This is a genomic window from Cellulomonas hominis (assembly GCF_014201095.1).
In the GTDB taxonomy this organism is placed as follows: domain Bacteria; phylum Actinomycetota; class Actinomycetes; order Actinomycetales; family Cellulomonadaceae; genus Cellulomonas; species Cellulomonas hominis.
Map to the genome: position 1 here is coordinate 3,858,913 of NZ_JACHDN010000001.1, position 20,373 is coordinate 3,879,285.

Sequence of the window (20,373 nt, forward strand, 5' to 3'; positions counted from 1 at the left end):
CGGGTCAGGCCACCGCGCCCTGGGCCGCGAAGGCCTCCGCGAGGCGCGGGGCCAGCAGCCCGATCTGCCACGGCCGGGCCCCGCCGGCCGCGAGCCGCTCCGCGAGGTGCTCCGCGTCCGCCGGCTGCGGCGGCGTCCAGCACACCCGGCGCAGCAGGTCGGGCTGCAGCAGGTTCTCGGCAGGCACGGTGTGCGCCTCGGACAGCTCCGCGACGATCGCGCGGGCGGCGGCGAGCCGGGCGGCGGCGGCCGGGTCCCGGTCGGCCCACGCGCGCGGCGGCGGCGGGGCGTCGGTGCGCGGCCCGCGGACGGACGGCAGCTGGTCGTCGGCGAGCGCGAGCCCGGCGTCGACGGCCCGCTGCCAGAGCGCGGCCCGCCGGCGGGTGCCCTTGCCGGAGAACTGCGGCAGCGCGACGAGCTGCGGCACGGACCGGGGCAGGGCCTGCGCGGCGGCGACGATCGCGGCGTCGGGCAGCACGCGGCCGGGGGAGATGTCCCGCTGCCGGGCGTTCTCGTCGCGGGTCTCCCACAGCGACCGCACCACGGCGAGCCGGCGGGGGTCGCGGATGGCGTGCACGCCGGACACCCGGCGCCACGGCTCGACGCGCGGCGGGGCGGGCGGGGCGAGCCGCGCGGCCTCGAACTCCTCGGCGGCCCACTGCGCCTTGCCGGCCAGGGCCAGCCGCTCGGCCAGCACCTCGCGCAGCTCGACCAGCACCTCGACGTCGAGCGCGGCGTACCGCAGCCACTGCTCGGGCAGGGGGCGGGTGGACCAGTCGACGGCCGAGTGCTCCTTGGCGAGGCCGAGGCCGAGGAGCTCGGCGACGACGGCGGCCAGGCCGACGCGCTCCAGCCCGAGCAGCCGGGCGCCGAGCTCCGTGTCGAACACCCGGGAGGGCCGCATGCCCTGCTCGGCGAGCGCGGGCAGGTCCTGGGACGCGGCGTGCAGCACCCACTCGACCCCGACCAGGGCGTCGGACAGGGGCGACAGGTCGGGGACCGCGACCGGGTCGATCAGGGCGGTGCCGGCGCCCTCGCGTCGCACCTGGACCAGGTAGTTGTGCTGGCCGTAGCGGTAGCCGGACGCGCGCTCCGCGTCCACGGCGACGGGGCCGGTGCCGGCGCCGAACGCCTCGACCACCCGGGCGAAGGCCTCGGGGGTGTCGACGACGGCGGGGACGCCCTCGGACGGTTCCGTCAGGGGCGTGACGTCGGGCTCGGCCGGGCTGCCGGCCGGCTGGGGGACGGACTGCATGGGACAACCGTAGGCCGTCGTGACCCCGCGGCCGCGGCGGCGCGCGTCAGGCGAGCAGGCCGGTCCGGATGGAGATGGCCACGAGCGCGGCGCGGTCGCCGGTGCCGAGCTTGCGGGAGATCCGGGCGAGGTGGCTCTTCACGGTGAGCGCGGACAGGCCGAGCTCGTCGCCGATGGCGCGGTTGCTGAACCCGTCGGCCACGAGGCGCAGCACGGACAGCTCGCGGGAGGTGAGGTCGGGGCGGGTGCGCGCGAACGGCGACGGGACCGCGCCCGGGGCGGCGCCCGGCTGCCCGACGACGGCGTTCGGCTCCGTGGCGACGGCGCCGCGCAGGCCTCCGGTCAGCAGGCCGACCAGGTCCCGGCGCCCCGCCCGGCGGGCGAGCAGGATGACGCGGCCGGAGCCGCGGCGGCGCAGGTTCCGCACCAGCGTCTGGCCGTCGCCCTCGCCGAGCTCGGTCACGACGACGCACATCTGGCCGAGGCCGCGGCGGCGCGGATCGGCGGCCGGGGCCCCCGGACGGCGCGTCTGCGGCAGGGTGGCCGCGCGGGCACCCGTCGGCGCGCCCGGCGCCAGGCCGGGTCCACGTCGGATCGGCTCGATGCTCACGGCGGTGCCCCCTTGACGGTCCATTCCCTTGCCCCCTGTATCGGCCCGTCACGCCCCTGTCTTGAGCGGAACGGGTGACATCGTGTCGTGCCGCGTCGCGGTTGTCACGTGACGGAGGTCACGGGTGGGGCACGGGATCAGTGCCGCGGGCCCAGCGGGACGACGCCGTCGGGGAGCGGCGGGAGGCCCGCCACGGTGCACAGCAGGGTGCCCCACGCGCGCAGGTGCGGGGCCAGGTCGTCGTCGCGCGCCGTCCAGGAGGCGCGCAGCTCGAGCTCGCTCAGCTCGGGGCGCTCGTCCAGGGCGCCGAACGACTGGGACAGCACCCGGGTGACCGTCCCGCCGGCGGCGTGCGCGTCCACGCCGGCGGAGGCGAGGGCGTCCGCGAACCACGACCAGGCGACCTCCGCGAGCAGCGGGTCCTGCCCGACCTCGGGCTCCAGCGTGGCGCGCACGAGCGTCACGAGCCGGAACGCGCCCTCCCAGGCCTCCTGGCCCGCGGGGTCGTGCAGCACGACGAACCGGCCGGACGCCAGCGCGTCCGCCTCCGGGTCGCGGCGCGCGCTGCGCACCTCCGCGACCAGGGCGGCCGTGTACGGGGCGATCCGCGTCGGCCCGGGCGCCTTCTCGAGCGAGACCTCGGGGCGCAGGGTCACCCCCCGCAGCGACCGCAGGGCACGCAGGAACTCCGGTGGCGCGTCGCGGGGGCCGGTGCTCACAGCAGCCGACGGTAGCGGCGGGGCGCCCGGAGGGTGGTCGCGGCACGCCGGTCGGCGACGAGCCGCACTAGGGTGAGGGGGCCCTGGCACCCCCTCGAAGGAGCTCCTGCGCATGTCCGCTGCACCTGCCGCACAGATCGGCGTGACCGGCCTGGCCGTCATGGGCCGCAACCTGGCCCGCAACCTGGCCCGGCACGGCTACACGGTGGCGGTGCACAACCGCTCGTACGCGAAGACCGAGTCCCTGGTCGCGGACCACGGCGACGAGGGCACGTTCGTGCCGTCCGAGTCCGTCGAGGACTTCGTCGCGTCGCTGGAGCGGCCGCGCAAGGTCGTCGTCATGGTGAAGGCCGGCGGCCCGACCGACGCGGTGATCGACGAGCTGGTGCCGCTGCTGGACGAGGGCGACATCGTCATCGACGCGGGCAACGCGCACTTCCCGGACACCCGCCGGCGCGAGGCCGCGCTGCGCGAGAAGGGGCTGCACTTCGTCGGCACCGGCGTCTCGGGCGGCGAGGAGGGCGCGCTCAACGGCCCGTCGATCATGCCGGGCGGCTCGCGCGAGTCGTACGCGGTGCTCGGGCCGATCCTCGAGGACATCTCGGCGAAGGTCGACGGCACCCCGTGCTGCACCTACGTCGGCCCCGACGGCGCCGGGCACTTCGTCAAGATGGTGCACAACGGCATCGAGTACGCCGACATGCAGCTGATCGCCGAGGCGTACGACCTGCTCAAGCAGGGCCTGGGCGCCTCGGCGGCGGAGATCGCGGACATCTTCCGGACGTGGAACGAGGGCGACCTCGAGTCCTTCCTCATCGAGATCACGGCCGAGGTGCTGTCCCAGGTCGACGCCGAGACCGGCCAGGCGTTCGTCGACGTCGTGCTGGACCAGGCGGAGCAGAAGGGCACCGGCCGCTGGACCGTGCAGAACGGCCTGGACCTCGGCGTGCCGATCACCGGCATCGCGGAGGCCACGTTCGCCCGCGCGCTGTCCGGCTCGGTGCCGCAGCGCGCCGCGGCCGTCGGCACGCTGCCCGCGCACGCCGGGGCGTTCGAGGTCGCGGACCGCGACGCGTTCGTCGAGGACGTGCGGCTCGCGCTGTACGCGTCCAAGGTCGTCGCGTACTCGCAGGGCTTCGACCAGATCGCGGCGGCCTCGGCCGAGAACGACTGGGACATCGACCGCGGCGCCATGGCCCGCATCTGGCGCGGCGGCTGCATCATCCGCGCCCGGTTCCTCAACCGCATCACCGAGGCGTACGAGCGCGACGCCGACCTGCCGCTGCTGCTGGCCGACGAGTACTTCACCGGCGCGGTCGCGAACGGGGTCGCGGCGTGGCGCCGGGTCGTCGCGCAGGCGGCGCTGGCCGGCGTGCCGGTCCCGGCGTTCTCGTCCTCGCTGGCCTACTACGACGGGGTCCGCGCCGAGCGGCTGCCCGCCGCGCTGATCCAGGCCCAGCGCGACTTCTTCGGCGCGCACACCTACCGCCGCACGGACAAGGACGGCACGTTCCACACCGACTGGTCCGGCGACCGCACCGAGCAGCCCGCGTGACCGCGGCGGCCACGGCGCCCGAGGGCCTGCAGCCGGTCGTCCTCGGCGCCGACATCGGCGTGTACGCGCTCGCCCGGGCCTTCCACGAGGAGTACGGCGTCCGCTCGGTCGTCGTGAGCGGCGCCGCCCTCGGGCCGGTCGCCGACTCGGCGATCCTGGACAACGTGCTCGTCCCCGACGGGCACGACCCGCGGCAGCTCGTGGACGCCCTGCTCCGGGTGGCCCGCGAGCACCCCGGCCGCCGCCTGGTGCTGCTGGCGAACTCCGACTGGCTGGTGCGCGTCGTCGTGCAGCACCGCGCGGAGCTCGAGCCGCACTACGTGGTGCCGTTCCTGTCCGAGGACCTGCTGGACCGGCTGTCGGACAAGGCGACGTTCGCGGAGATCGCCACGGACCTCGGCCTCGCCGTGCCGCGGACGATCGTGCAGGACTTCGCCCTCGCCGGCGACCCCGCGTGGGCGCCCGCTGGCGTGGACGTGGCGTACCCGCTGATCGCCAAGGCGGCCAGCAGCGCGGACTACCAGGAGGTGGAGTTCGCGGGGAAGAAGAAGGTCTTCGAGATCGGCACCCCGGCCGAGCTCGCGGCGCTCTGGGAGTCGCTGCGCGCGGCGGGCTTCCGCGGCCGGTTCGTCGTCCAGGAGCTGATCCCGGGCGACGACACCCAGATGCGGTCGATCACGGCGTACGTGGACTCCCACGGGGAGATCACGCTGCTCTGCTCGGCGCACGTGCTGCTCGAGGAGCACACGCCGTCCGGCCTGGGTAACCCGGCCGCGATGGTCGTGACCCGGGAGCAGGAGATGCTCGACCAGGCGGCGGCGTTCCTGCGCGGCGTCGGCTACGTCGGGTTCGCGAACTTCGACGTCAAGGTGGACCCGCGCGACGGGTCCTTCCGGTTCTTCGAGGTGAACCCGCGCATCGGCCGGAACAACTACTACGTCACGGCGGCCGGGGCGAACGTCGCGCGGTTCCTCGTCGAGGACCGGGTGCTCGGTCACCGGGTGACCCCCGTGGTGGTCGACACCGAGGTGCTCTACTCGATCCTGCCGCACCGGCTGCTGCTGAAGTACGTGCTCGACCCCGCGCTGGCCGGGCGGGTGCGGGCGCTGATCCGCGCCGGGCGCGTGGCGCACCCGCTGCGGTACGCCCGCGACGCCGGTCCGCGCCGCCGCTGGTACGCGTTCGCGGCGGCGCTGAACCAGGTCCGCAAGTTCCGGCGGTACTACCCGGAGCCGACGAGCACGGGGTTCTGACCCCGGCGGTCCGCGCCGGGCTCAGCCCAGCTCGGACGTCCCCGAGTAGAGGTGCAGCACCGGCACCTGCAGGTCCTCGCGCGCCCGGGACGCCCAGTCGCGGTGGAACGTGTCCTCGAGGGCGTGCGGGTAGGTCACGACGACGACCTCCCGCGCGCCCTCGGACGCGACGGCCTTGCGCAGCGCCGGCAGCGGGTCGTCGTCCACGACGACCCCGGTGGCGCTGACGCCCGCGGCCTCGAACGCCGCGAGGGAGTCGGCGAGCTGCTCGGCGGCGTCGGCGACGGCCTCGGTCGGCTTCGGCTCGCGGCCGAGCACGGTGTCGAGGGCGTCGCGCAGCTCGCCGAGGCTGAGCTGGTCGACCAGGGAGACGAGGACGTTGCGCTCCGTGTCGGCCGGGATGAGGACGCGGTACGCCAGCGTCTCGCCGTCGTGCAGCGAGAGGATGTGGGCGACGTCCGCCGAGGCCAGGGTGTCCTCCGTGAGGACGAGGATGGTGTCTGTCACGCGGTCGAGACTAGCCGCGACCGAGGGTCCAGCGCCCGAGCAGCATGCCGTCGTGGTGCAGCAGGTGCGCCGGGCGGACGGGCAGCGGGTCCAGCCACTCGGGACCCTGCACGGCGCGCAGCGCGGGCCCCGCGACCAGCAGCGGGCTGGTGGTGAGGCAGAGCTCGTCCACGAGGTCCGCGCGGACCAGGTCGGTGAGCAGGCGCGGTCCGCCCTCGGCCAGCACCCGGGCCAGGCCGCGCTCCGCGAGGGCCACGAGGGCGGCGCCCAGGTCGACGGTGTCCGCACCCGTGACCAGCACCCGGTCGGCACCGAGCTCGGCGCGCAGCTCCGCGAGCCGCGGGCAGGCCTCCGTCGTGACGACGTAGGGCGGCCGGTCGGTGCCGCGCAGGCCCGGGGGCAGGTCGCCCGACGCGGACACCAGGGCCAGCGCGAGCGCGGGGTCCTGGCCCCGGGCCGCGCGGGCCGCGCGCAGGTCGGCGGGCACCGTCAACGGGGTGTACCCCTCCGCCCGCGCGGTGCCCGCGCCGACCAGCACGACGTCCGCGACGGCCCGCATGACGCGGAACACCCGCCAGTCGGCGGGGCCGTTGATGCTGCGCGACCGGCCGTCCGGGCCCTGCGCGGCGCCGTCGAGGGTGGCGATCATGTTCGCCCGGACCGCGCTGCTGCGGCCCGGGCGGGCCGCCGGGTGCGCGTACAGGTCGTGCAGCGCGGGCTCGCAGTCCGCGGGGAGCAGCGTGGCCCCGGCCTGGTCGAGAGGCAGGAGCACGTCCAGGGGCGGCAGGTCGCGGGGCATGGCCGCCAGGGTAGCCGCGCGGCGCGCGGGCCCGGCCTCGCCGCCGCGCGCCGCCCGGCCTAGGCTGTCCCGCCGTGAGCACCGCCACCCCCACCACCGCGAGCCTGGCCGAGCGCCGCCCCGAGGTGGCCCCCGACCGGCTGCTGGCCGAGCGCGTCCCGCCGCGGCACTTCGCCGGGGAGTCGTTCGACACCTACCGGCCCGACCCCCGGTACCCGAGCCAGCAGGCGGCGCTGGACCGGCTGCGCGCGGTCGCCGGCGAGCTGACCTCCGGCGGCGGCGGGCGGCGCTGGTTCCGGCGCAAGGCCCCGACGGTGCCGGCCGTGTACCTGGACGGCGGGTTCGGCGTGGGCAAGACCCACCTGCTCGCGTCGCTCGCCCGCGCGGTCGGACCCGAGGCGTCCGCGTACGGGACGTTCGTGGAGTACACGAACCTCGTGGGGGCGCTCGGGTTCCGGCCGACCGTGGACGCTCTCGCCGGGCGGCGCCTGGTCTGCATCGACGAGTTCGAGCTCGACGACCCCGGCGACACCGTGCTGATGTCCCGGCTGCTGCGCGAGCTCACCGACCGCGGCGTGGCCCTGGCGGCGACGTCGAACACCCTGCCCGAGTCGCTGGGCGAGGGGCGGTTCGCCGCCGACGACTTCCTGCGCGAGATCCAGGACCTCGCGGGCCGGTTCGAGGTGCTGCGCATCGACGGCCAGGACTACCGGCAGCGGGCCACCGTGACCGACGCCCCCGGCCTGGACGACGACGCGGTGCGCGCCGCCGTCTCCGGGGTGCCGGGCGCGACGCTCGACGACTTCGCGGGGCTGCTGCGGCACCTGGCGAGCGTGCACCCCTCCCGGTACGGGGCGCTGCTGGACGGCGTGGACCTCGTGGGCCTCACCGGGGTCGGGCCGGTGCCGGACCAGGACGTCGCGCTGCGGCTCGTGGTGCTCGTGGACCGGCTGTACGACCGGGACGTGCCGGTGCTGCTCGGCGGCGCGGGGGAGTCCGCGCTGTTCACGGAGCAGATGCTCGCCGGCGGCTACCGCAAGAAGTACTTCCGCGCCCTGTCCCGCCTGGGCGCCCTCGCGGAGCGCGGCCGCGAGGAGGCCGCGGCCCGCGCGTAGCCGGCCCCCGGCTCAGGCCAGGACCGCCACCGAGCGGGCGCCGAGGACCGCCGAGGGCGGGGCGCCGTCCGGGCCGGCGGGCAGGACGCGGGCCGTCGTCCACGCCGCGCGGACCGTGAGGTCCGTGCGGGTCGTCGCCAGGGGGATGACCCGCTCCGCGTCGGCGAGGTTCACCACCACCCGGGCCTCGCCGCGGTGCAGCACCAGCCAGTCCGCCCACGCACCGTCCACCGGCTCCGCGTCCGGCGCCCACGTGAGGTCGGTGCCGGCCCGGTCCCCGGACGCCAGGTCCGGGACCTCCCGGCGCAGCGCGACCAGCCGCCGGTACCAGTCGAGCATCCGGACGTGGCCGGGCAGGCCGGGCTCGTCCCAGTCCAGCCGGCTGGCCGCGTGGGTCGCGGGGTCCTGCGGGTCCGGCACCCGGAACGTCGCCTCGTCCTCGCCGTACATCGCCGCCCAGCCGTGCCCGCCGAACTCCCGGGCCCGGCCCTCCCGCACGGCCTGCGCGAGCTCCGGCTCGGGGTGGTCGGTGACGTACATCCACGGGGTGCGGGCGCCCCACTCCTCGCCCATGAACAGCATCGGCGTGTACGGGGACAGCAGCACCAGCGCGGCCGACGCGGCGAGCGCGCCGTCGTCCAGAGCCGCCGTCGGCCGGTCGCCGAGCGCGCGGTTGCCCACCTGGTCGTGGTCCGAGCCGAACACGACGAACCGGTGCCCGTCGACCTCCGGCGGCACGGGCCGGCCCCAGTCGCGTCCGCGGAACGTCGAGTACCCGCCGTCGTGCACGAACACGTCGCGCAGCGCCTTGCGCAGGGTCTCCGGCGCGCCGAAGTCGACGTAGTACCCGTGCCGCTCGCCGGTGAGCAGGGCGTGCAGCGCGTGGTGCACGTCGTCCGCCCACTGCGCGGTCATGCCCCAGCCGCCCTCGGCGGTCGGGGTGACGCTCACGGGGTCGTTGAGGTCCACCTCGGCGATGAGGGACAGGGGGCGGCCGACCTCGGCGGACAGCGCGGCCACCTCGTCGGCGAGCTGCGCCAGCACGTGCCGGGGCGAGTCGTCCACCAGGGCGTGCACGGCGTCGAGCCGCAGCGCGTCCACGTGGAAGTCGCGCAGCCAGCGCAGCGCCGAGTCGACGATCCACCGGCGCACCTGCTCGGCGCCGTCGCCGTCGAGGTTGATCGCCGCGCCCCACGGGGTGTGGTGCGCCTCGGTGAAGTAGGGGCCGAACTCGCCCAGGTAGTTGCCGGACGGCCCCAGGTGGTTGTGGACGACGTCGAGGCACACCGCGAGCCCGGCCGCGTGCGCCGCGTCGACGAACCGCTGCAGGGCCGCGGGGCCGCCGTACGGCTCGTGCACCCCGTAGAGCCCGACGCCGTCGTAGCCCCAGCCGTGCACGCCGTTGAACGGGGCGACGGGCAGCAGCTCGACGACCTCGACGCCCAGCGCGGCCAGGTGGTCCAGGCGCGCGGCCGCCGCGTCGAGCGTGCCCTCGGGCGTGTAGGTGCCGACGTGCAGCTCGTAGACCACGGCGCCGCGCACGTCCCGGCCGCCCCAGCCCGCGTCGGACCAGGCGTGCCGGGACGCGTCGAACACCCGCGAGGGGCCGTGCACGCCGGCGGGCTGCCACGGGCTGCGGGGGTCCGGGCGCGGGTCGCCGCCGTCCAGCACGAACGCGTAGTCCGTGCCGTGCGGGAGGTCGCGGTCCGCGGACCACCAGCCGTCGTCGCCCCGGGTCAGCGGGACGGACTCCGCCCCGCCGTCGTCGGCGGCGGGCAGGTGCAGGGCGACGTCGCGGGCGGCGGGCGCCCAGACGGCGCCGGGCGGCCGGATGCGGGGGGCTGTCATGCGTCGGTCCTCCTCACCAGCAGGGCGACGGGCAGTCGGTCGAGCAGGGCGGCCAGCGGGCGCACCCCGCCGTCGACCGGCCGGTCCGCGAGCACGTCGTGCCAGTCGCCGTCCGGCAGGGCGACGGTGTGGTCCGCCCAGCCGCCGAGCCGGTCCACCATCGCCGCCAGCCGGGTGGCCACCACGGCGACCCGGGGCTCGCCGTCCGCGGTGCGGGCGAACGTCAGCACGTGCCCGGTCGAGTGCGGCAGCGGGGCGAACCCGGCGCCCGGGCCGACGAACGCCTCCGGCAGGTCCCGGCGCAGCCGGAGCGCCCGGGAGGTCACCAGCAGCTTCTCGTCGGCCAGGTCCCGCGGGCCCGCGCCCTCGTCCAGCCGCGCCAGCCGGGCGGCGAGCGCGCCGGTGTCGACGGGCCGGCGGTTGTCCGGGTCGACGAGCGCGACGGCCGGGACCTCGGTGCCCTGGTAGACGTCCGCGACGCCCGGGAGCGTGAGCTGCACGAGCTTCTGCCCGAGCGTCGCCGCCCGGACGGCGTCCCGCGTGCGGTGCTCCCACTCGGCGAACAGCTCCGCGACCCGCGGGTCGGCCAGCGCCTGCGCGGCGGCGTCCAGCACCGCGCGCTCGTACGCCTCGTCCGGGGTGATCCACGACGTGCGGTCCTTCGCCTCGCGCGTCGCCTTGGTCAGGTACTCCGCGAGCCGGTCGCCGCCGATCGGCCCGTCCGCGGTCCACGTGCCCGCGAGGGTCTGCCACAGCAGGTTCTCCGTGCGGCCGTCCAGCAGGGCGCTGCGATACGGGGCGGACGCGGCGCGCAGCCGGCCGACGAGGTCAGCCCACTCCACCGGCAGCTCGGACAGCACCCCGAGCCGCGCCCGGACGTCCTCGCTGCGCTTGGTGTCGTGCGTGGACAGCGTCGTCATGCCGAGCGGCGTCTGCTGCTGCGCCCGGGCCGCCCACGCGAGCAGCTCGGTGGGGGACAGGGCGAACCTCCCGGGCTCGCCGCCGACCTCGGTCAGGGCGACGAGCTGGGTCCACCGGTAGAACGCGGTGTCCTCCACGCCCTTGGCCATCACCGCGCCGCACACCTGCTGGAAGCGCACCACGAGCTCGTCGCGCTGCGGCTCCCGGGTCCGGCCGGCGCTGCCCACCTCGCGGCCGAGCAGCAGGTCCACGAGCACGTCCATCGTCGCGGCGCGCTCGGGGGACAGGCGCTCGCGGGCGATCCGGGCGGCGGACTCGAGGGCCTCGACGTCGGTCGCGTGCGGGGTGCTGCCGGGCGCGACGTAGGCGCGGTACCGGTCCATCGCCACGAGCAGCTCGACCAGGCAGTCGTGCAGCGACCGCCAGGTGTGGTCCCGCAGGCGCAGGTCGCCGCGGCACACCTCGGCGGCGAGCTCGGTCAGCCGATACACCTCGGCGTACAGCGCCCGGTCGACGACCTGCCGCTTCGCGTCGTCCACGATCTCCGGCAGCGCGTCGGAGGAGTCGCCGGTGAGCCGGTGCATGAGCGCCCCGAGCCGCGCGCCGCCGCCCGGGTCCACGAACGCCTGCTGGATCCGCCACAGCGCCTCGTAGCCGGTGGTGCCGGCGGTCTCCCAGTCGGCGGGCAGCTCCTCGTCGCCCTGCAGGATCTTCTCGACGACGACCCACGCGCCGCCGGACTTCTCCCGCAGCCGCTCGAGGTAGCCGCCGGGGTCGGCCAGACCGTCGGGGTGGTCGATCCGCAGGCCGTCGAGCACGCCCTCGTCCAGCAGCCGCAGCACCAGGGCGTGCGTGGCGTCGAACACCGCCGGGTCCTCGACCCGGATCGCGGCGAGCGTGCCCACGTCGAAGAACCGCCGGTAGTTCAGCTCCTCGTCCGCGACCCGCCAGTACGCCAGCCGGTAGTGCTGGCGCTCCAGCAGCTCGGCGAGCGGCAGCGCCTCGGTGCCGGGCCGGACCGGGAACGCGTGGTCGTAGTAGCGCAGCACCCACTGCGGCTCGTCGCCGTGGCCCGGGACGACCTCGTGCTCCAGGTGCAGCTCGCCCGAGGCGAGGACGGTGCCGATCCGGTCGCCGAGCACGGGCATGAGCACGTCGCCCGCTCCCGCCGACCAGTCCACGTCGAACCAGGACGCGTACGGCGACTCCGGGCCCTCCGCGAGCACGGACCACAGCGCCCGGTTGTGCCACACGGGGGTCGGGACGGCCATGTGGTTCGGCACGATGTCCAGCACCAGGCCGAGGCCCGCGGCGTGCGCGGCGTCCGCGAGCCGGCGCAGGGCCGGCTCCCCGCCGATGACGGGGGAGACCTCGTCGTGGTCGACGACGTCGTACCCGTGCGTCGAACCCGGGGCCGCGGTGAGGATCGGGGACAGGTAGACGTGCGTCACCCCGAGCGTCGCCAGGTACGGCACCCGCTCCGCGACGTCGTCCAGCGTCAGGTCCGCACCGAGCTGCACCCGGTAGGTGGACGTCGGCACCGGGCGGCCGGGCGCGGGGAGCCGGCGCGACGGGGTGCGGGCCTCGGGCCCGCGGTCGACGCTCACGGGCGGCGCCCGGGGGCCGGCGCGGGCAGCGGGTTGGGCGCCGGGGGCTGCGCCCCGTCCGCGCGGGACGTGGTCGCCGGCGCCTGCGTCACCGGGTCGACCGCCTGCACCGGCGGCCGGACCAGCACGACGGTCGACCGGTGCTCCAGCTGCAGCTCCGTCCCGGCCGCGAGCTCGTCGCCCGGGGTGAGCTGGTGGTCGGTGTCGAGCGCGACGGTCCAGGTCTCGCCGTACTCCGCGTCGGGGAGGGTGAACGACGCCGGCTCGGGCTGGGCGTTGAACAGCACGAGGAACGAGTCGTCGACGATCTCCTCGCCGCGCAGGTCCGGCTCGGCGATGGCGTCGCCGTTGAGGAACACCATGACCGCCCGCGCCAGGTCCTCCTGCCACTGCGCGTCCGACATGTGCTGCCCCGACGGGGACAGCCACGCGATGTCGCGCAGCTCGGACTCGCCGCCCCGCTCGGGCGCGCCGGAGAAGAACCGCCGGCGGCGGAACACCGGGTGGTCCCGGCGCAGGTGCACCACGCGGCGGGCGAAGTCGAGCAGCGACGTACGGGCCTCGTCCAGGTCCCAGTCCACCCAGGACAGCTCGTCGTCCTGGCAGTACACGTTGTTGTTGCCCTGCTGGGTGCGGCCGAGCTCGTCGCCGTGCGCGATCATCGGCACGCCCTGGGACAGCAGGAGCGTGGTGAGGAAGTTCCGCTGCTGCCGGCCGCGCAGGTCGTTCACGACCGGGTCGTCCGTCGGGCCCTCGACGCCGCAGTTCCAGGACCGGTTGTGGCTCTCGCCGTCCCGGTTGCCCTCGCCGTTCGCCTCGTTGTGCTTCTCGTTGTACGACACCAGGTCCGCGAGCGTGAACCCGTCGTGCGCGGTGACGAAGTTGACGCTGGCGATCGGCCGGCGGCCGGTGTGCTCGTACAGGTCGGACGACCCGGACAGCCGGCTGGCGAACTCGGCGAGCGTCGACGGCTCGCCGCGCCAGAAGTCCCGCACGGTGTCCCGGTACTGCCCGTTCCACTCCGACCACAGGGGCGGGAACCCGCCGACCTGGTAGCCGCCGTCGCCGAGGTCCCAGGGCTCCGCGATGAGCTTGACCTGGGAGATGATCGGGTCCTGCTGGACGATGTCGAAGAACGCGGACAGCCGGTCGACCTCGTGGAACTGCCGGGCCAGCGTGGCGGCGAGGTCGAACCGGAACCCGTCGACGTGCATGTCCTGCACCCAGTACCGCAGCGAGTCCATGATCAGCTGCAGCACGTGCGGGGACCGCATGAGCAGCGAGTTCCCCGTGCCGGTGGTGTCGAAGTAGTGCGCGAGGTCGTCGTCCACGAGCCGGTAGTACGAGGCGTTGTCGATGCCGCGGAAGCTCAGCGTCGGGCCGAGGTGGTTGCCCTCGGCGGTGTGGTTGTAGACCACGTCGAGGATGACCTCGATGTCCGCGGCGTGGAGCTCCTTGACCATCGCCTTGAACTCCTGCACCTGCTGCCCGGTGCTGCCGAAGGCGGCGTACCCGTTGTGCGGCGCGAAGAAGCCGATGGTGTTGTAGCCCCAGTAGTTCGCCAGCCCGCGCTCCTGCAGGGCCGGGTCGTTGACGAACTGGTGCACCGGCATCAGCTCGACCGCGGTGACGCCGAGCGAGGTCAGGTGCTCGATGACGGCCGGGTGCGCGAGCGCCGAGTACGTGCCGCGCATCTCCTCCGGCACCGCCGGGTGCAGCCGCGTCAGCCCGCGCACGTGCGCCTCGTAGATGACGGAGTCGTGGTACTCGTGCTGCGGCGGCCGGTCGTGGCCCCAGTCGAAGTACGGGTTCACCACCACGGAGGTCATCGTGTGGCCCGCGGAGTCGTCGGTGTTCCGCTGGTCCTCGTCGCCGAACGTGTACGAGTACAGCGACGGGTCGCTGTCGATGGCCCCGTCGATCGCCTTGGCGTACGGGTCGAGCAGCAGCTTCGACGGGTCGCACCGGTGGCCCTGCGCGGGGTCGTACGGGCCGTGCACCCGGTAGCCGTACCGCTGGCCGGGCTGGAGCGCCGGGACGTAGCCGTGCCAGACGAACGCGTCGACCTCCGGGAGGTCCACCCGGGTCTCGTTCCCCGCCTCGTCGAACAGGCAGAGCTCGACCCGCTCCGCGACGCCCGAGAACAGCGCGAAGTTCGTGCCGCTGCCGTCGTAGGTCGCGCCGAGCGGGTAGGGGCGTCCGGGCCAGATCCTCATGCGGTTCGTCCTCCGGGGGGCGTTCGGTGCTACCGGGCGGTCGGTGCCCAGGTGCACAGCGTGCCAGGGGTACCCCCAGGTCCGCAGGACGAACGCCGCCGGGGCCGTCCGGGTGGGTGGGTGCCGGGGTTTCACCCGAGGTCACCGGCCCGTTCACTCCGACGGACTATCGCATATCGGGCAAATCGGACGCATGCTCGACGCATGGACGGGGACGAGGCGCGGGTGGTCATCACCAACGCGGACATCGCGGCGGCGAAGCGCGACTGGCAGCTCGCGCGCTCCCGCGGCGACCTCCCCGACCGGATCGACGCCGCGTACGACCTCTACCGCCGCCTCGTCTCGGCCCAGGCCCAGCAGATCGCCGACACGTTCCGCGCCACCGGCGCCCTCCGCGCCGACCAGGGCTGACGGCCGCGGGGCCGGGTGCGGCCCGCCCTTTCGTGGGGCGCGCGTGCGGGCCGCGCGCGGGGCCTGTGCGCTGCGGGGCATGTGGCGTGCAGTCGGGGTACCGCGCGGCATGCCCGGTCGTCCGGATGGTGCCCCCTCGGCACGGAGGCTCTGCTCTGCCGGGCGCGGTGCCTGTGCGGGGCCGGCGTGCCGGCGTGCGCTCCAGGTGTGCGCCCGCCAGGCGCCGCGGGGCATGTGGCGTGCAGTCGGGGTACCGCGCGGCATGCCCGGTCGCCCGGATGGTGCCCCCTCGGCAGCGCGGGGGCGCGGGCGAGCGTCAGAGGGCGGCGGACGTCGTCAGGGTGACGCCGGCCGCCGACAGGCGGGTGAGGGCGTCGATCGTCGTGCGGACGCCGACGCCCGCGGTGAGGTCCGTGAGGACCCGGACGTCGAAGCCGGCGTCCCGGGCGTCCAGGGCGGTGGCGGTCACGCAGTGGTCGGTCGCGAGGCCCACGACGTCGACGCCCTCCGCCCCGGCCGCGCGCAGGGCGTCCGCCAGGCCCGCGGGGGCGGCGTCGGCCAGGGCGCCGGCCTCGGCGGCGGACTCGTGCGCCGGCTGCACCGCGCCCGCGAAGCCCGAGTAGTCCTGCCGCCCCTGGCCCTTGCGGACGTGCACGGTGCCGTCCGGCAGGCGCAGCGCCGGGTGGTACGCGGCACCGACGGTGTCCCGGACGCAGTGCTCCGGCCAGGTGGTCACGTAGTCGGGGTCCGCGCCGACGGCGAAGTGCCCGGCGTTGGAGTCGGGGAGGGGCTCGTGCCAGTCGGCGGTGGCGACGACCATGTCGTAGGCGGACGCGGCACGCGCGAGGAACGCGGTGACCCGCTCGGCCACCGCCGCGCCGCCGGTGACCGCGAGGGACCCGCCCTCGCAGAAGTCGTTCTGCACGTCCACCACGATCAGCGCCCGGCCCACGGCGATCCTCCCGTCGCGGCGGCCCGCCCGGTGCGCGCCGCCCGCGCCCACTCTAGGCAGCGCGGCTCAGGCAGGAGGGCTCAGGCAGCGCGGCTCAGGCAGCGCGGCGGGCGACGACGGCGGTGCCGTCCACGTCCTCGTCCCGGACGACCTCGGCGTCCAGCCCGGCAGCCGTGCAGGCGGCGAGCGTGGCCGGGGCCTGCCGTGGGCTGGTCTCGATCAGCAGCCGGCCGCCGGGCGCGAGCCACCGGGGCGCCGCGGCGGCCACCCGGCGGTGCAGGTCGACGCCGTCCGCGCCGCCGTCGAGGGCCGTGCGGGGCTCGTGCTCTCGGGCCTCGGCGGGCATGTGCGCGATCTCCGCGGTCGGCACGTAGGGGGCGTTGGCGACGAGCACGTCCACCCGGCCGCCGAGCGCGTCGGGCAGCGGGGCGTCGAGGTCCCCGAGCAGCACGGTCGCGCGCGACCCGAGGTTCGCCCGGGCGCACGCCACCGCGGCCGGGTCGAGGTCCGCCGCCCACAGCCGCACGTCCGGCCGCTCCGCGAGCACCGCCAGCCCCACCGCGCCGGTGCCGCAGCACAGGTCCACGACCCGCGCGCCGCGCGGCAGACCGGACAGCGCCGCCGCGACCAGCACACCCGTCCGCGCCCGAGGCACGAACACGCCCGGCGCGACCCCGACGCGGAGCCCGCGGAACGCCGCCCAGCCGACGACCTGCTCCAGCGGCTCGCCGGCCACCCGGCGCGCGGTCATCGCCTCGAGCGCGGCGGCGTCGGGCGCCTCGGCGACGAGCAGCGCGGCCTCGTCCTCGGCGAACACGCACCCCGCGGCACGCAGCCGCGCCACGAGGGCGGCGGGCGGAGCGGCACGGTTCACGGACCGTGAATGTACGCCGCCCGCTAGACCGCCACTGCGTCGCGGGCCAGCGGGCAGGTCATGCAGTGCCCGCCCCCGCGCCCGCGGCCCAGCTCGCCGCCGTCGATCGTGATGACCTCGACCCCGGCCTTCCGCAGCAGCGTGTTCGTGATCGTGTTCCGGTCGTACGTCACGACCACCCCGGGCTCGAGGGCGACCGCGTTGTTCCCGGAGTCCCACTGCTGCCGCTCGCTGGCGTAGTCGTCACCGCCGGTCTCCACGACCCGCAGCGCGTCCAGCCCGAGCGACCGGGCGACCACGTCGAGGAACGGGGTGGCGCCCTCGTCGGTGACGTGCACCCCGGGCTCGCGCTCGCCGGGCCGCAGGGTGAACGCGTGGATGTCGTCGACGATCCGCGGGTACACGGTCACCAGGTCGCGGTCGGCGAACGTCATGACGGTGTCGAGGTGCATGGCGGCGCGCAGCCGCGGCATGCCGGCGACCACGACCCGCTCGGCGGCCTGCTGCCGGAACAGCGCCTGCGCGAGCTGCGTGATGCCCTGGCGGGAGGTGCGCTCGCTCATCCCGATCAGCACGGTGCCGTTGCCGACCGGCATGACGTCGCCGCCCTCGACGGTCGCCCGCCGCCAGTCCACCTCGGGGTCGCCCCACCAGACGTGCGAGCCGGCGAACCGCGGGTGGAACAGGTAGACGGCCTTCATGAGCAGCGTCTCGTCGTGCCGCGCCGGCCAGTAGAGCGGGTTGAGCGTCACGCCGCCGTACAGCCAGGACGTCGTGTCCCGGGTGTAGAGCATGTTCGGGAGCGGGGGCAGCAGGTACTCCCGGCTCGTGCCGTCGTGGTCGACCAGCGCGGCGTACGCGGGCGGGTCCGGCAGGTCGGCCGTCGCCAGCCCGCCGACGAGCTGCTCCGCGAGCTCGCGCGGGGTCAGGGACTCCAGGTGCGCGCGGGCGGGCTCGACGAGCCCGATCCCGACGGCGGCGGGCACGAGGGCCCGGTCGAGCAGCCAGTCCCGGGCGCCGGGCACGGACAGCGCCTCGCCGAGCACCTGGTGCAGCTCGAGCACCTCGATGCCGCGGCCGCGCAGCTTCGCGACGAAGTCGGCGTGGTCGCGCTGCGCCCGCTCGACCCACAGCACGTCGTCGAACAGCAGGTCGCCGGCGTTGCGGGGCGTGAGCCGGCGGTGCGCGAGGCCGGGCGCGCAGACCAGGACGGACCGTAGCCGGCCGACCTCCGAGTGCACGCCGAACGGGAGGGCGCCGGGCTCGGCGGACGACGCGACCTGGGCGGCCGGGACGGACGTGGACGGGGACATGCGGACCTCCGGGGGTCGGGCGGCGGACGGGACGTCAGAGGCTGATCGCGCCGCGGGCCAGCGCGACGACGGCGGCGACCGCGCCGGCGAGCGACAGGGCGAACAGCAGGGCCTCGGTCGGGGAGAACACGCGCCGGTGCTGCTCGCGGCGGGTCATGACGAACAGCACGGTCGACGGGGCGTACACGAGGAACGCGATCAGCAGCAGCTCCCAGCCCGCGGCGACGAGCAGGAACGTCGTGTACAGCACCGCGAGCCCCGCGACCAGGGCGTCCCGGGGCCGGACGCCGGCGGCGCGGTCGGTCGCGAGCCGCAGCGCGTAACCGGCGGCGAGCAGGAACGGCAGCAGCGACAGCGCCGCGGTCAGGTCGAGCGCGAGGTCGAGGGCGTCCTCGGCGACCTTGGTGAGCAGCAGCATCACCTGCACCGTGCACGTCGACAGCAGCAGCGCGGTGGCGGGCACGTCGCGGGCGTTCTTCCGGGCGAGGAACCGCGGCATGTCCCGGTCCTGCGCGGCGACGTAGAGCACCTCGGCCGCCATCAGGCTCCACGCCAGGTACGCGCCGAGCACGGAGACCACGAGGCCGACGGAGACGAGGACGGCCCCCCACGGCCCGACCGCCGCCTCCAGCACCCCGGCCATCGAGGGCTGCCGCAGCGCGGCGATCTCCGCCGACGGCAGCACGCCGTAGGACACGACGGTCACCGAGGCGAACACCGCCAGCACCGTGAGGAAGCCCAGCACCGTCGCCCGTCCGACGTCCTCGCGGCGGCGCGCGTGCCGTGAGTACACGCTCGCACCCTCGACGCCGAGGAACACGAAGACGGTCACGATCATCGTGCCGCGCACCTGGTCGACGAGCGTCCCGCCGTCCACGCCGCCCTGCAGGTTCGCCATGAGGACGTCCACGTCCAGGGCGAAGAGCGCGAGCAGGACGAACACGACGATCGGCACGAGCTTGGCGACCGTGACGACCCGGTTGAGCCCGGTCGCCTCCTGCACGCCGCGCCGCACCAGCAGGAAGAACCCCCACGCGCACACGGACGAGATCCCCACCGCGAGCCAGGTGTCCCCGGCGCCCAGCGCGGGCACCGCGGCGCCCAGCGTCGACATGATGAGGATCCAGTAGAAGGTGTTCCCGACGCAGGCGCTGGCCCAGTACCCGAACGCCGAGAAGAACCCGGCGTACTCGCCGAACCCGGCCTTGGCGTACGCGTACACCGCGGCGTCCAGGTGGGGGGCGCGGATCGCGAGCCGCTGGAAGACGAACGCGAGCATGAGCATGCCGGCGCCGGCGACGGCCCACGCGACGAGCGCGCCCCACACGCCGGTCCCGGCGGCGAACCGCGCGGGCAGCGAGAACACCCCCGCTCCGACCATCGAGCCGACGACCATGGCGGTGAGCCCGCCGACGCCGATCGTGACGGTGCCGGGGGAGACGGCCGGCCCGGCGGCGCCGTCCTGCGTCCGAGGAGCGGGTGAGGTCATGGCGGCGGGTCCCTCCGGTCCCGGGAGGGGGCGGGACCGGCTGTCCGGCGGCCCCCTCCGACCGCCGGACAGCCCTCACCGCAGCACACCGGCTCGCACCGGGGGAACCCCTGAGTGGCGTCGCGGGCCCGCGACCGGGGCGAACGCGGAGAATTGAGTAGTGACGGGGACCGGATGCGGCCCGCGACTGAGGGTCGGGCGGCGAACCGACCCCCGGGTAGGCTGGCCGCGCGGCCCCGATAGCCCAACCGGCAGAGGCGTTCGGCTCAAACCCGATCCAGTGTGGGTTCGAATCCCACTCGGGGCACCGTGCTCGTCCCCACCCCTCGACCCGCCGTCCGGGCGTCCCTACTGTGGGCCGATGGGGCGGCTGATCTACTCGATGTTCACCTCGCTCGACGGCTACGCGTCGGACGCGTCCGGCAGCAGCGACTGGGGCGGGGCGCTCGACCCGGCGCTGCACGACTTCATCTCCGAGCAGACGCGGTCGGTCGGCACGTACCTGTACGGCCGGCGCATGTACGACACGATGGCGTACTGGGAGACGGCGCTCGAGGAGCCGGACCCGCCGGAGTTCGTCCGCACGTACGCCCGGGTGTGGCAGGCGGCGACCAAGGTCGTCTACTCGACCACCCTCGACGCGCCGACGACGGCGCGCACCACCGTCGAGCGGGCGTTCGACCCCGCGGCCGTGCGCGCGTGGGTGGACGGGCTCGACCACGACGTGACGGTCGACGGCCCGACGCTGGCCGCGCACGCGCTGCGCGCGGGGATCGTCGACGAGGTGCAGCCGTACCTCGCGCCGGTGGCCGTCGGCGGCGGGCTGCGGTTCTGGCCGGACGGCCTGCGCCTCGACCTGGACCTCCTCGAGGAGCGCCGGTTCGGCAACGGGACGCTCTGGCTGCGGTACGCGGTGCGGCGGCCCTGAG

The 20,373-nt window shown here is 75.7% G+C and carries 17 protein-coding genes and 1 tRNA gene; 6 read left to right on the forward strand and 12 right to left on the reverse strand.

Annotation, left to right across the window (positions count from 1 at the left end; translation table 11 throughout):
- Window positions 1-4: 4 nt before the first annotated feature.
- The 3 genes from HNR08_RS18200 to HNR08_RS18210 form a co-directional block, all read right to left on the reverse strand.
- Window positions 5-1,255, reverse strand: a complete 1,251-nt coding sequence (locus HNR08_RS18200) for an HRDC domain-containing protein (RefSeq protein ID WP_146831704.1) — start codon at window positions 1,253-1,255, stop codon at window positions 5-7.
- Between the two features lie 46 nt (window positions 1,256-1,301).
- Window positions 1,302-1,865 carry a response regulator transcription factor gene (locus tag HNR08_RS18205; RefSeq protein WP_246802849.1) on the reverse strand — a complete coding sequence of 188 codons (564 nt, stop codon included), beginning with the start codon at window positions 1,863-1,865 and terminating at the stop codon, window positions 1,302-1,304.
- A gap of 137 nt (window positions 1,866-2,002) precedes the next feature.
- The gene (locus HNR08_RS18210; RefSeq protein ID WP_246802850.1) at window positions 2,003-2,584 is read right to left on the reverse strand and encodes a DUF3000 domain-containing protein; all 582 of its coding nucleotides are present in this window, start codon (window positions 2,582-2,584) and stop codon (window positions 2,003-2,005) included.
- Between the two features lie 112 nt (window positions 2,585-2,696).
- On the opposite strand from HNR08_RS18210, the gene gndA reads away from it, so the two are divergent.
- Both gndA and HNR08_RS18220 read left to right on the forward strand, forming a co-directional pair.
- Window positions 2,697-4,139 carry an NADP-dependent phosphogluconate dehydrogenase gene (gndA, locus tag HNR08_RS18215; RefSeq protein WP_146831710.1) on the forward strand — a complete coding sequence of 481 codons (1,443 nt, stop codon included), beginning with the start codon at window positions 2,697-2,699 and terminating at the stop codon, window positions 4,137-4,139.
- Complete coding sequence (locus tag HNR08_RS18220; RefSeq protein WP_146831713.1) at window positions 4,136-5,392, forward strand: carboxylate--amine ligase; 1,257 nt, start codon at window positions 4,136-4,138, stop codon at window positions 5,390-5,392. Before gndA ends, HNR08_RS18220 begins: the two co-directional genes overlap by 4 nt.
- A gap of 21 nt (window positions 5,393-5,413) precedes the next feature.
- Here HNR08_RS18220 and HNR08_RS18225 read toward each other — a convergent pair whose 3' ends face one another.
- On the reverse strand, window positions 5,414-5,899 hold the full coding sequence (locus HNR08_RS18225; protein ID WP_146831716.1) for a hypothetical protein: 486 nt from the start codon (window positions 5,897-5,899) through the stop codon (window positions 5,414-5,416).
- A gap of 10 nt (window positions 5,900-5,909) precedes the next feature.
- On the reverse strand, window positions 5,910-6,698 hold the full coding sequence (locus HNR08_RS18230) for a dihydrofolate reductase family protein (RefSeq protein WP_146831719.1): 789 nt from the start codon (window positions 6,696-6,698) through the stop codon (window positions 5,910-5,912).
- A 74-nt stretch (window positions 6,699-6,772) separates the two neighbouring features.
- Between HNR08_RS18230 and zapE the strand changes: the two genes are divergently transcribed.
- Window positions 6,773-7,813: a cell division protein ZapE gene (gene zapE / locus HNR08_RS18235; RefSeq protein ID WP_146831722.1), complete on the forward strand. Its 1,041-nt coding sequence runs from the start codon at window positions 6,773-6,775 to the stop codon at window positions 7,811-7,813.
- Between the two features lie 12 nt (window positions 7,814-7,825).
- Here zapE and treZ read toward each other — a convergent pair whose 3' ends face one another.
- The 3 genes from treZ to glgX are packed head-to-tail and all read right to left on the reverse strand — an operon-like array spanning window position 7,826 to window position 14,405.
- Window positions 7,826-9,661 (reverse strand): malto-oligosyltrehalose trehalohydrolase, encoded by a 1,836-nt coding sequence (gene treZ, locus HNR08_RS18240; RefSeq protein ID WP_146831725.1) that lies wholly within the window; start codon window positions 9,659-9,661, stop codon window positions 7,826-7,828.
- Window positions 9,658-12,189 (reverse strand): malto-oligosyltrehalose synthase, encoded by a 2,532-nt coding sequence (gene treY / locus HNR08_RS18245; RefSeq protein ID WP_146831728.1) that lies wholly within the window; start codon window positions 12,187-12,189, stop codon window positions 9,658-9,660. The genes treZ and treY overlap by 4 nt, the downstream gene beginning before the upstream one ends.
- Window positions 12,186-14,405 carry a glycogen debranching protein GlgX gene (gene glgX, locus HNR08_RS18250; protein ID WP_146831730.1) on the reverse strand — a complete coding sequence of 740 codons (2,220 nt, stop codon included), beginning with the start codon at window positions 14,403-14,405 and terminating at the stop codon, window positions 12,186-12,188. The genes treY and glgX overlap by 4 nt, the downstream gene beginning before the upstream one ends.
- Before the next feature lie 204 nt (window positions 14,406-14,609).
- On the opposite strand from glgX, the gene HNR08_RS18255 reads away from it, so the two are divergent.
- Complete coding sequence (locus tag HNR08_RS18255; RefSeq protein WP_146831732.1) at window positions 14,610-14,816, forward strand: hypothetical protein; 207 nt, start codon at window positions 14,610-14,612, stop codon at window positions 14,814-14,816.
- A 316-nt stretch (window positions 14,817-15,132) separates the two neighbouring features.
- Here the strand turns inward: HNR08_RS18255 and HNR08_RS18260 are convergent, their stop codons facing one another.
- The 4 genes from HNR08_RS18260 to HNR08_RS18275 form a co-directional block, all read right to left on the reverse strand.
- On the reverse strand, window positions 15,133-15,768 hold the full coding sequence (locus HNR08_RS18260; protein ID WP_146831734.1) for an isochorismatase family protein: 636 nt from the start codon (window positions 15,766-15,768) through the stop codon (window positions 15,133-15,135).
- A 94-nt stretch (window positions 15,769-15,862) separates the two neighbouring features.
- Window positions 15,863-16,642, reverse strand: a complete 780-nt coding sequence (locus HNR08_RS18265) for a putative protein N(5)-glutamine methyltransferase (RefSeq protein ID WP_146831737.1) — start codon at window positions 16,640-16,642, stop codon at window positions 15,863-15,865.
- Between the two features lie 23 nt (window positions 16,643-16,665).
- Window positions 16,666-17,955, reverse strand: a complete 1,290-nt coding sequence (locus HNR08_RS18270) for an arginine deiminase (RefSeq protein ID WP_146831740.1) — start codon at window positions 17,953-17,955, stop codon at window positions 16,666-16,668.
- Between the two features lie 34 nt (window positions 17,956-17,989).
- Complete coding sequence (locus tag HNR08_RS18275; protein ID WP_146831743.1) at window positions 17,990-19,444, reverse strand: basic amino acid/polyamine antiporter; 1,455 nt, start codon at window positions 19,442-19,444, stop codon at window positions 17,990-17,992.
- A 233-nt stretch (window positions 19,445-19,677) separates the two neighbouring features.
- On the opposite strand from HNR08_RS18275, the gene HNR08_RS18280 reads away from it, so the two are divergent.
- Together HNR08_RS18280 and HNR08_RS18285 are read left to right on the forward strand one after the other, a co-directional pair.
- A tRNA-Leu gene (locus HNR08_RS18280) sits at window positions 19,678-19,751 on the forward strand.
- 54 nt (window positions 19,752-19,805) lie between these two features.
- Window positions 19,806-20,372, forward strand: coding sequence for a dihydrofolate reductase family protein (locus HNR08_RS18285; protein ID WP_146831746.1), 567 nt, complete (start codon window positions 19,806-19,808; stop codon window positions 20,370-20,372).
- Window position 20,373: the final 1 nt, after the last annotated feature.

What these genes read in the sequence shown, in the direction of transcription:
- HNR08_RS18255 (WP_146831732.1), top strand. Translation starts at nt 14,610, where the DNA reads ATGGACGGGGACGAGGCGCGGGTGGTCATCACCAACGCGGACATCGCG.
- HNR08_RS18285 (WP_146831746.1), top strand. Translation starts at nt 19,806, where the DNA reads ATGGGGCGGCTGATCTACTCGATGTTCACCTCGCTCGACGGCTACGCG.
- gndA (WP_146831710.1), top strand. Translation starts at nt 2,697, where the DNA reads ATGTCCGCTGCACCTGCCGCACAGATCGGCGTGACCGGCCTGGCCGTC.
- HNR08_RS18200 (WP_146831704.1), bottom strand. Translation starts at nt 1,255, where the DNA reads ATGCAGTCCGTCCCCCAGCCGGCCGGCAGCCCGGCCGAGCCCGACGTC.
- glgX (WP_146831730.1), bottom strand. Translation starts at nt 14,405, where the DNA reads ATGAGGATCTGGCCCGGACGCCCCTACCCGCTCGGCGCGACCTACGAC.
- treZ (WP_146831725.1), bottom strand. Translation starts at nt 9,661, where the DNA reads ATGACAGCCCCCCGCATCCGGCCGCCCGGCGCCGTCTGGGCGCCCGCC.
- HNR08_RS18275 (WP_146831743.1), bottom strand. Translation starts at nt 19,444, where the DNA reads ATGACCTCACCCGCTCCTCGGACGCAGGACGGCGCCGCCGGGCCGGCC.
- HNR08_RS18230 (WP_146831719.1), bottom strand. Translation starts at nt 6,698, where the DNA reads ATGCCCCGCGACCTGCCGCCCCTGGACGTGCTCCTGCCTCTCGACCAG.
- HNR08_RS18270 (WP_146831740.1), bottom strand. Translation starts at nt 17,955, where the DNA reads ATGTCCCCGTCCACGTCCGTCCCGGCCGCCCAGGTCGCGTCGTCCGCC.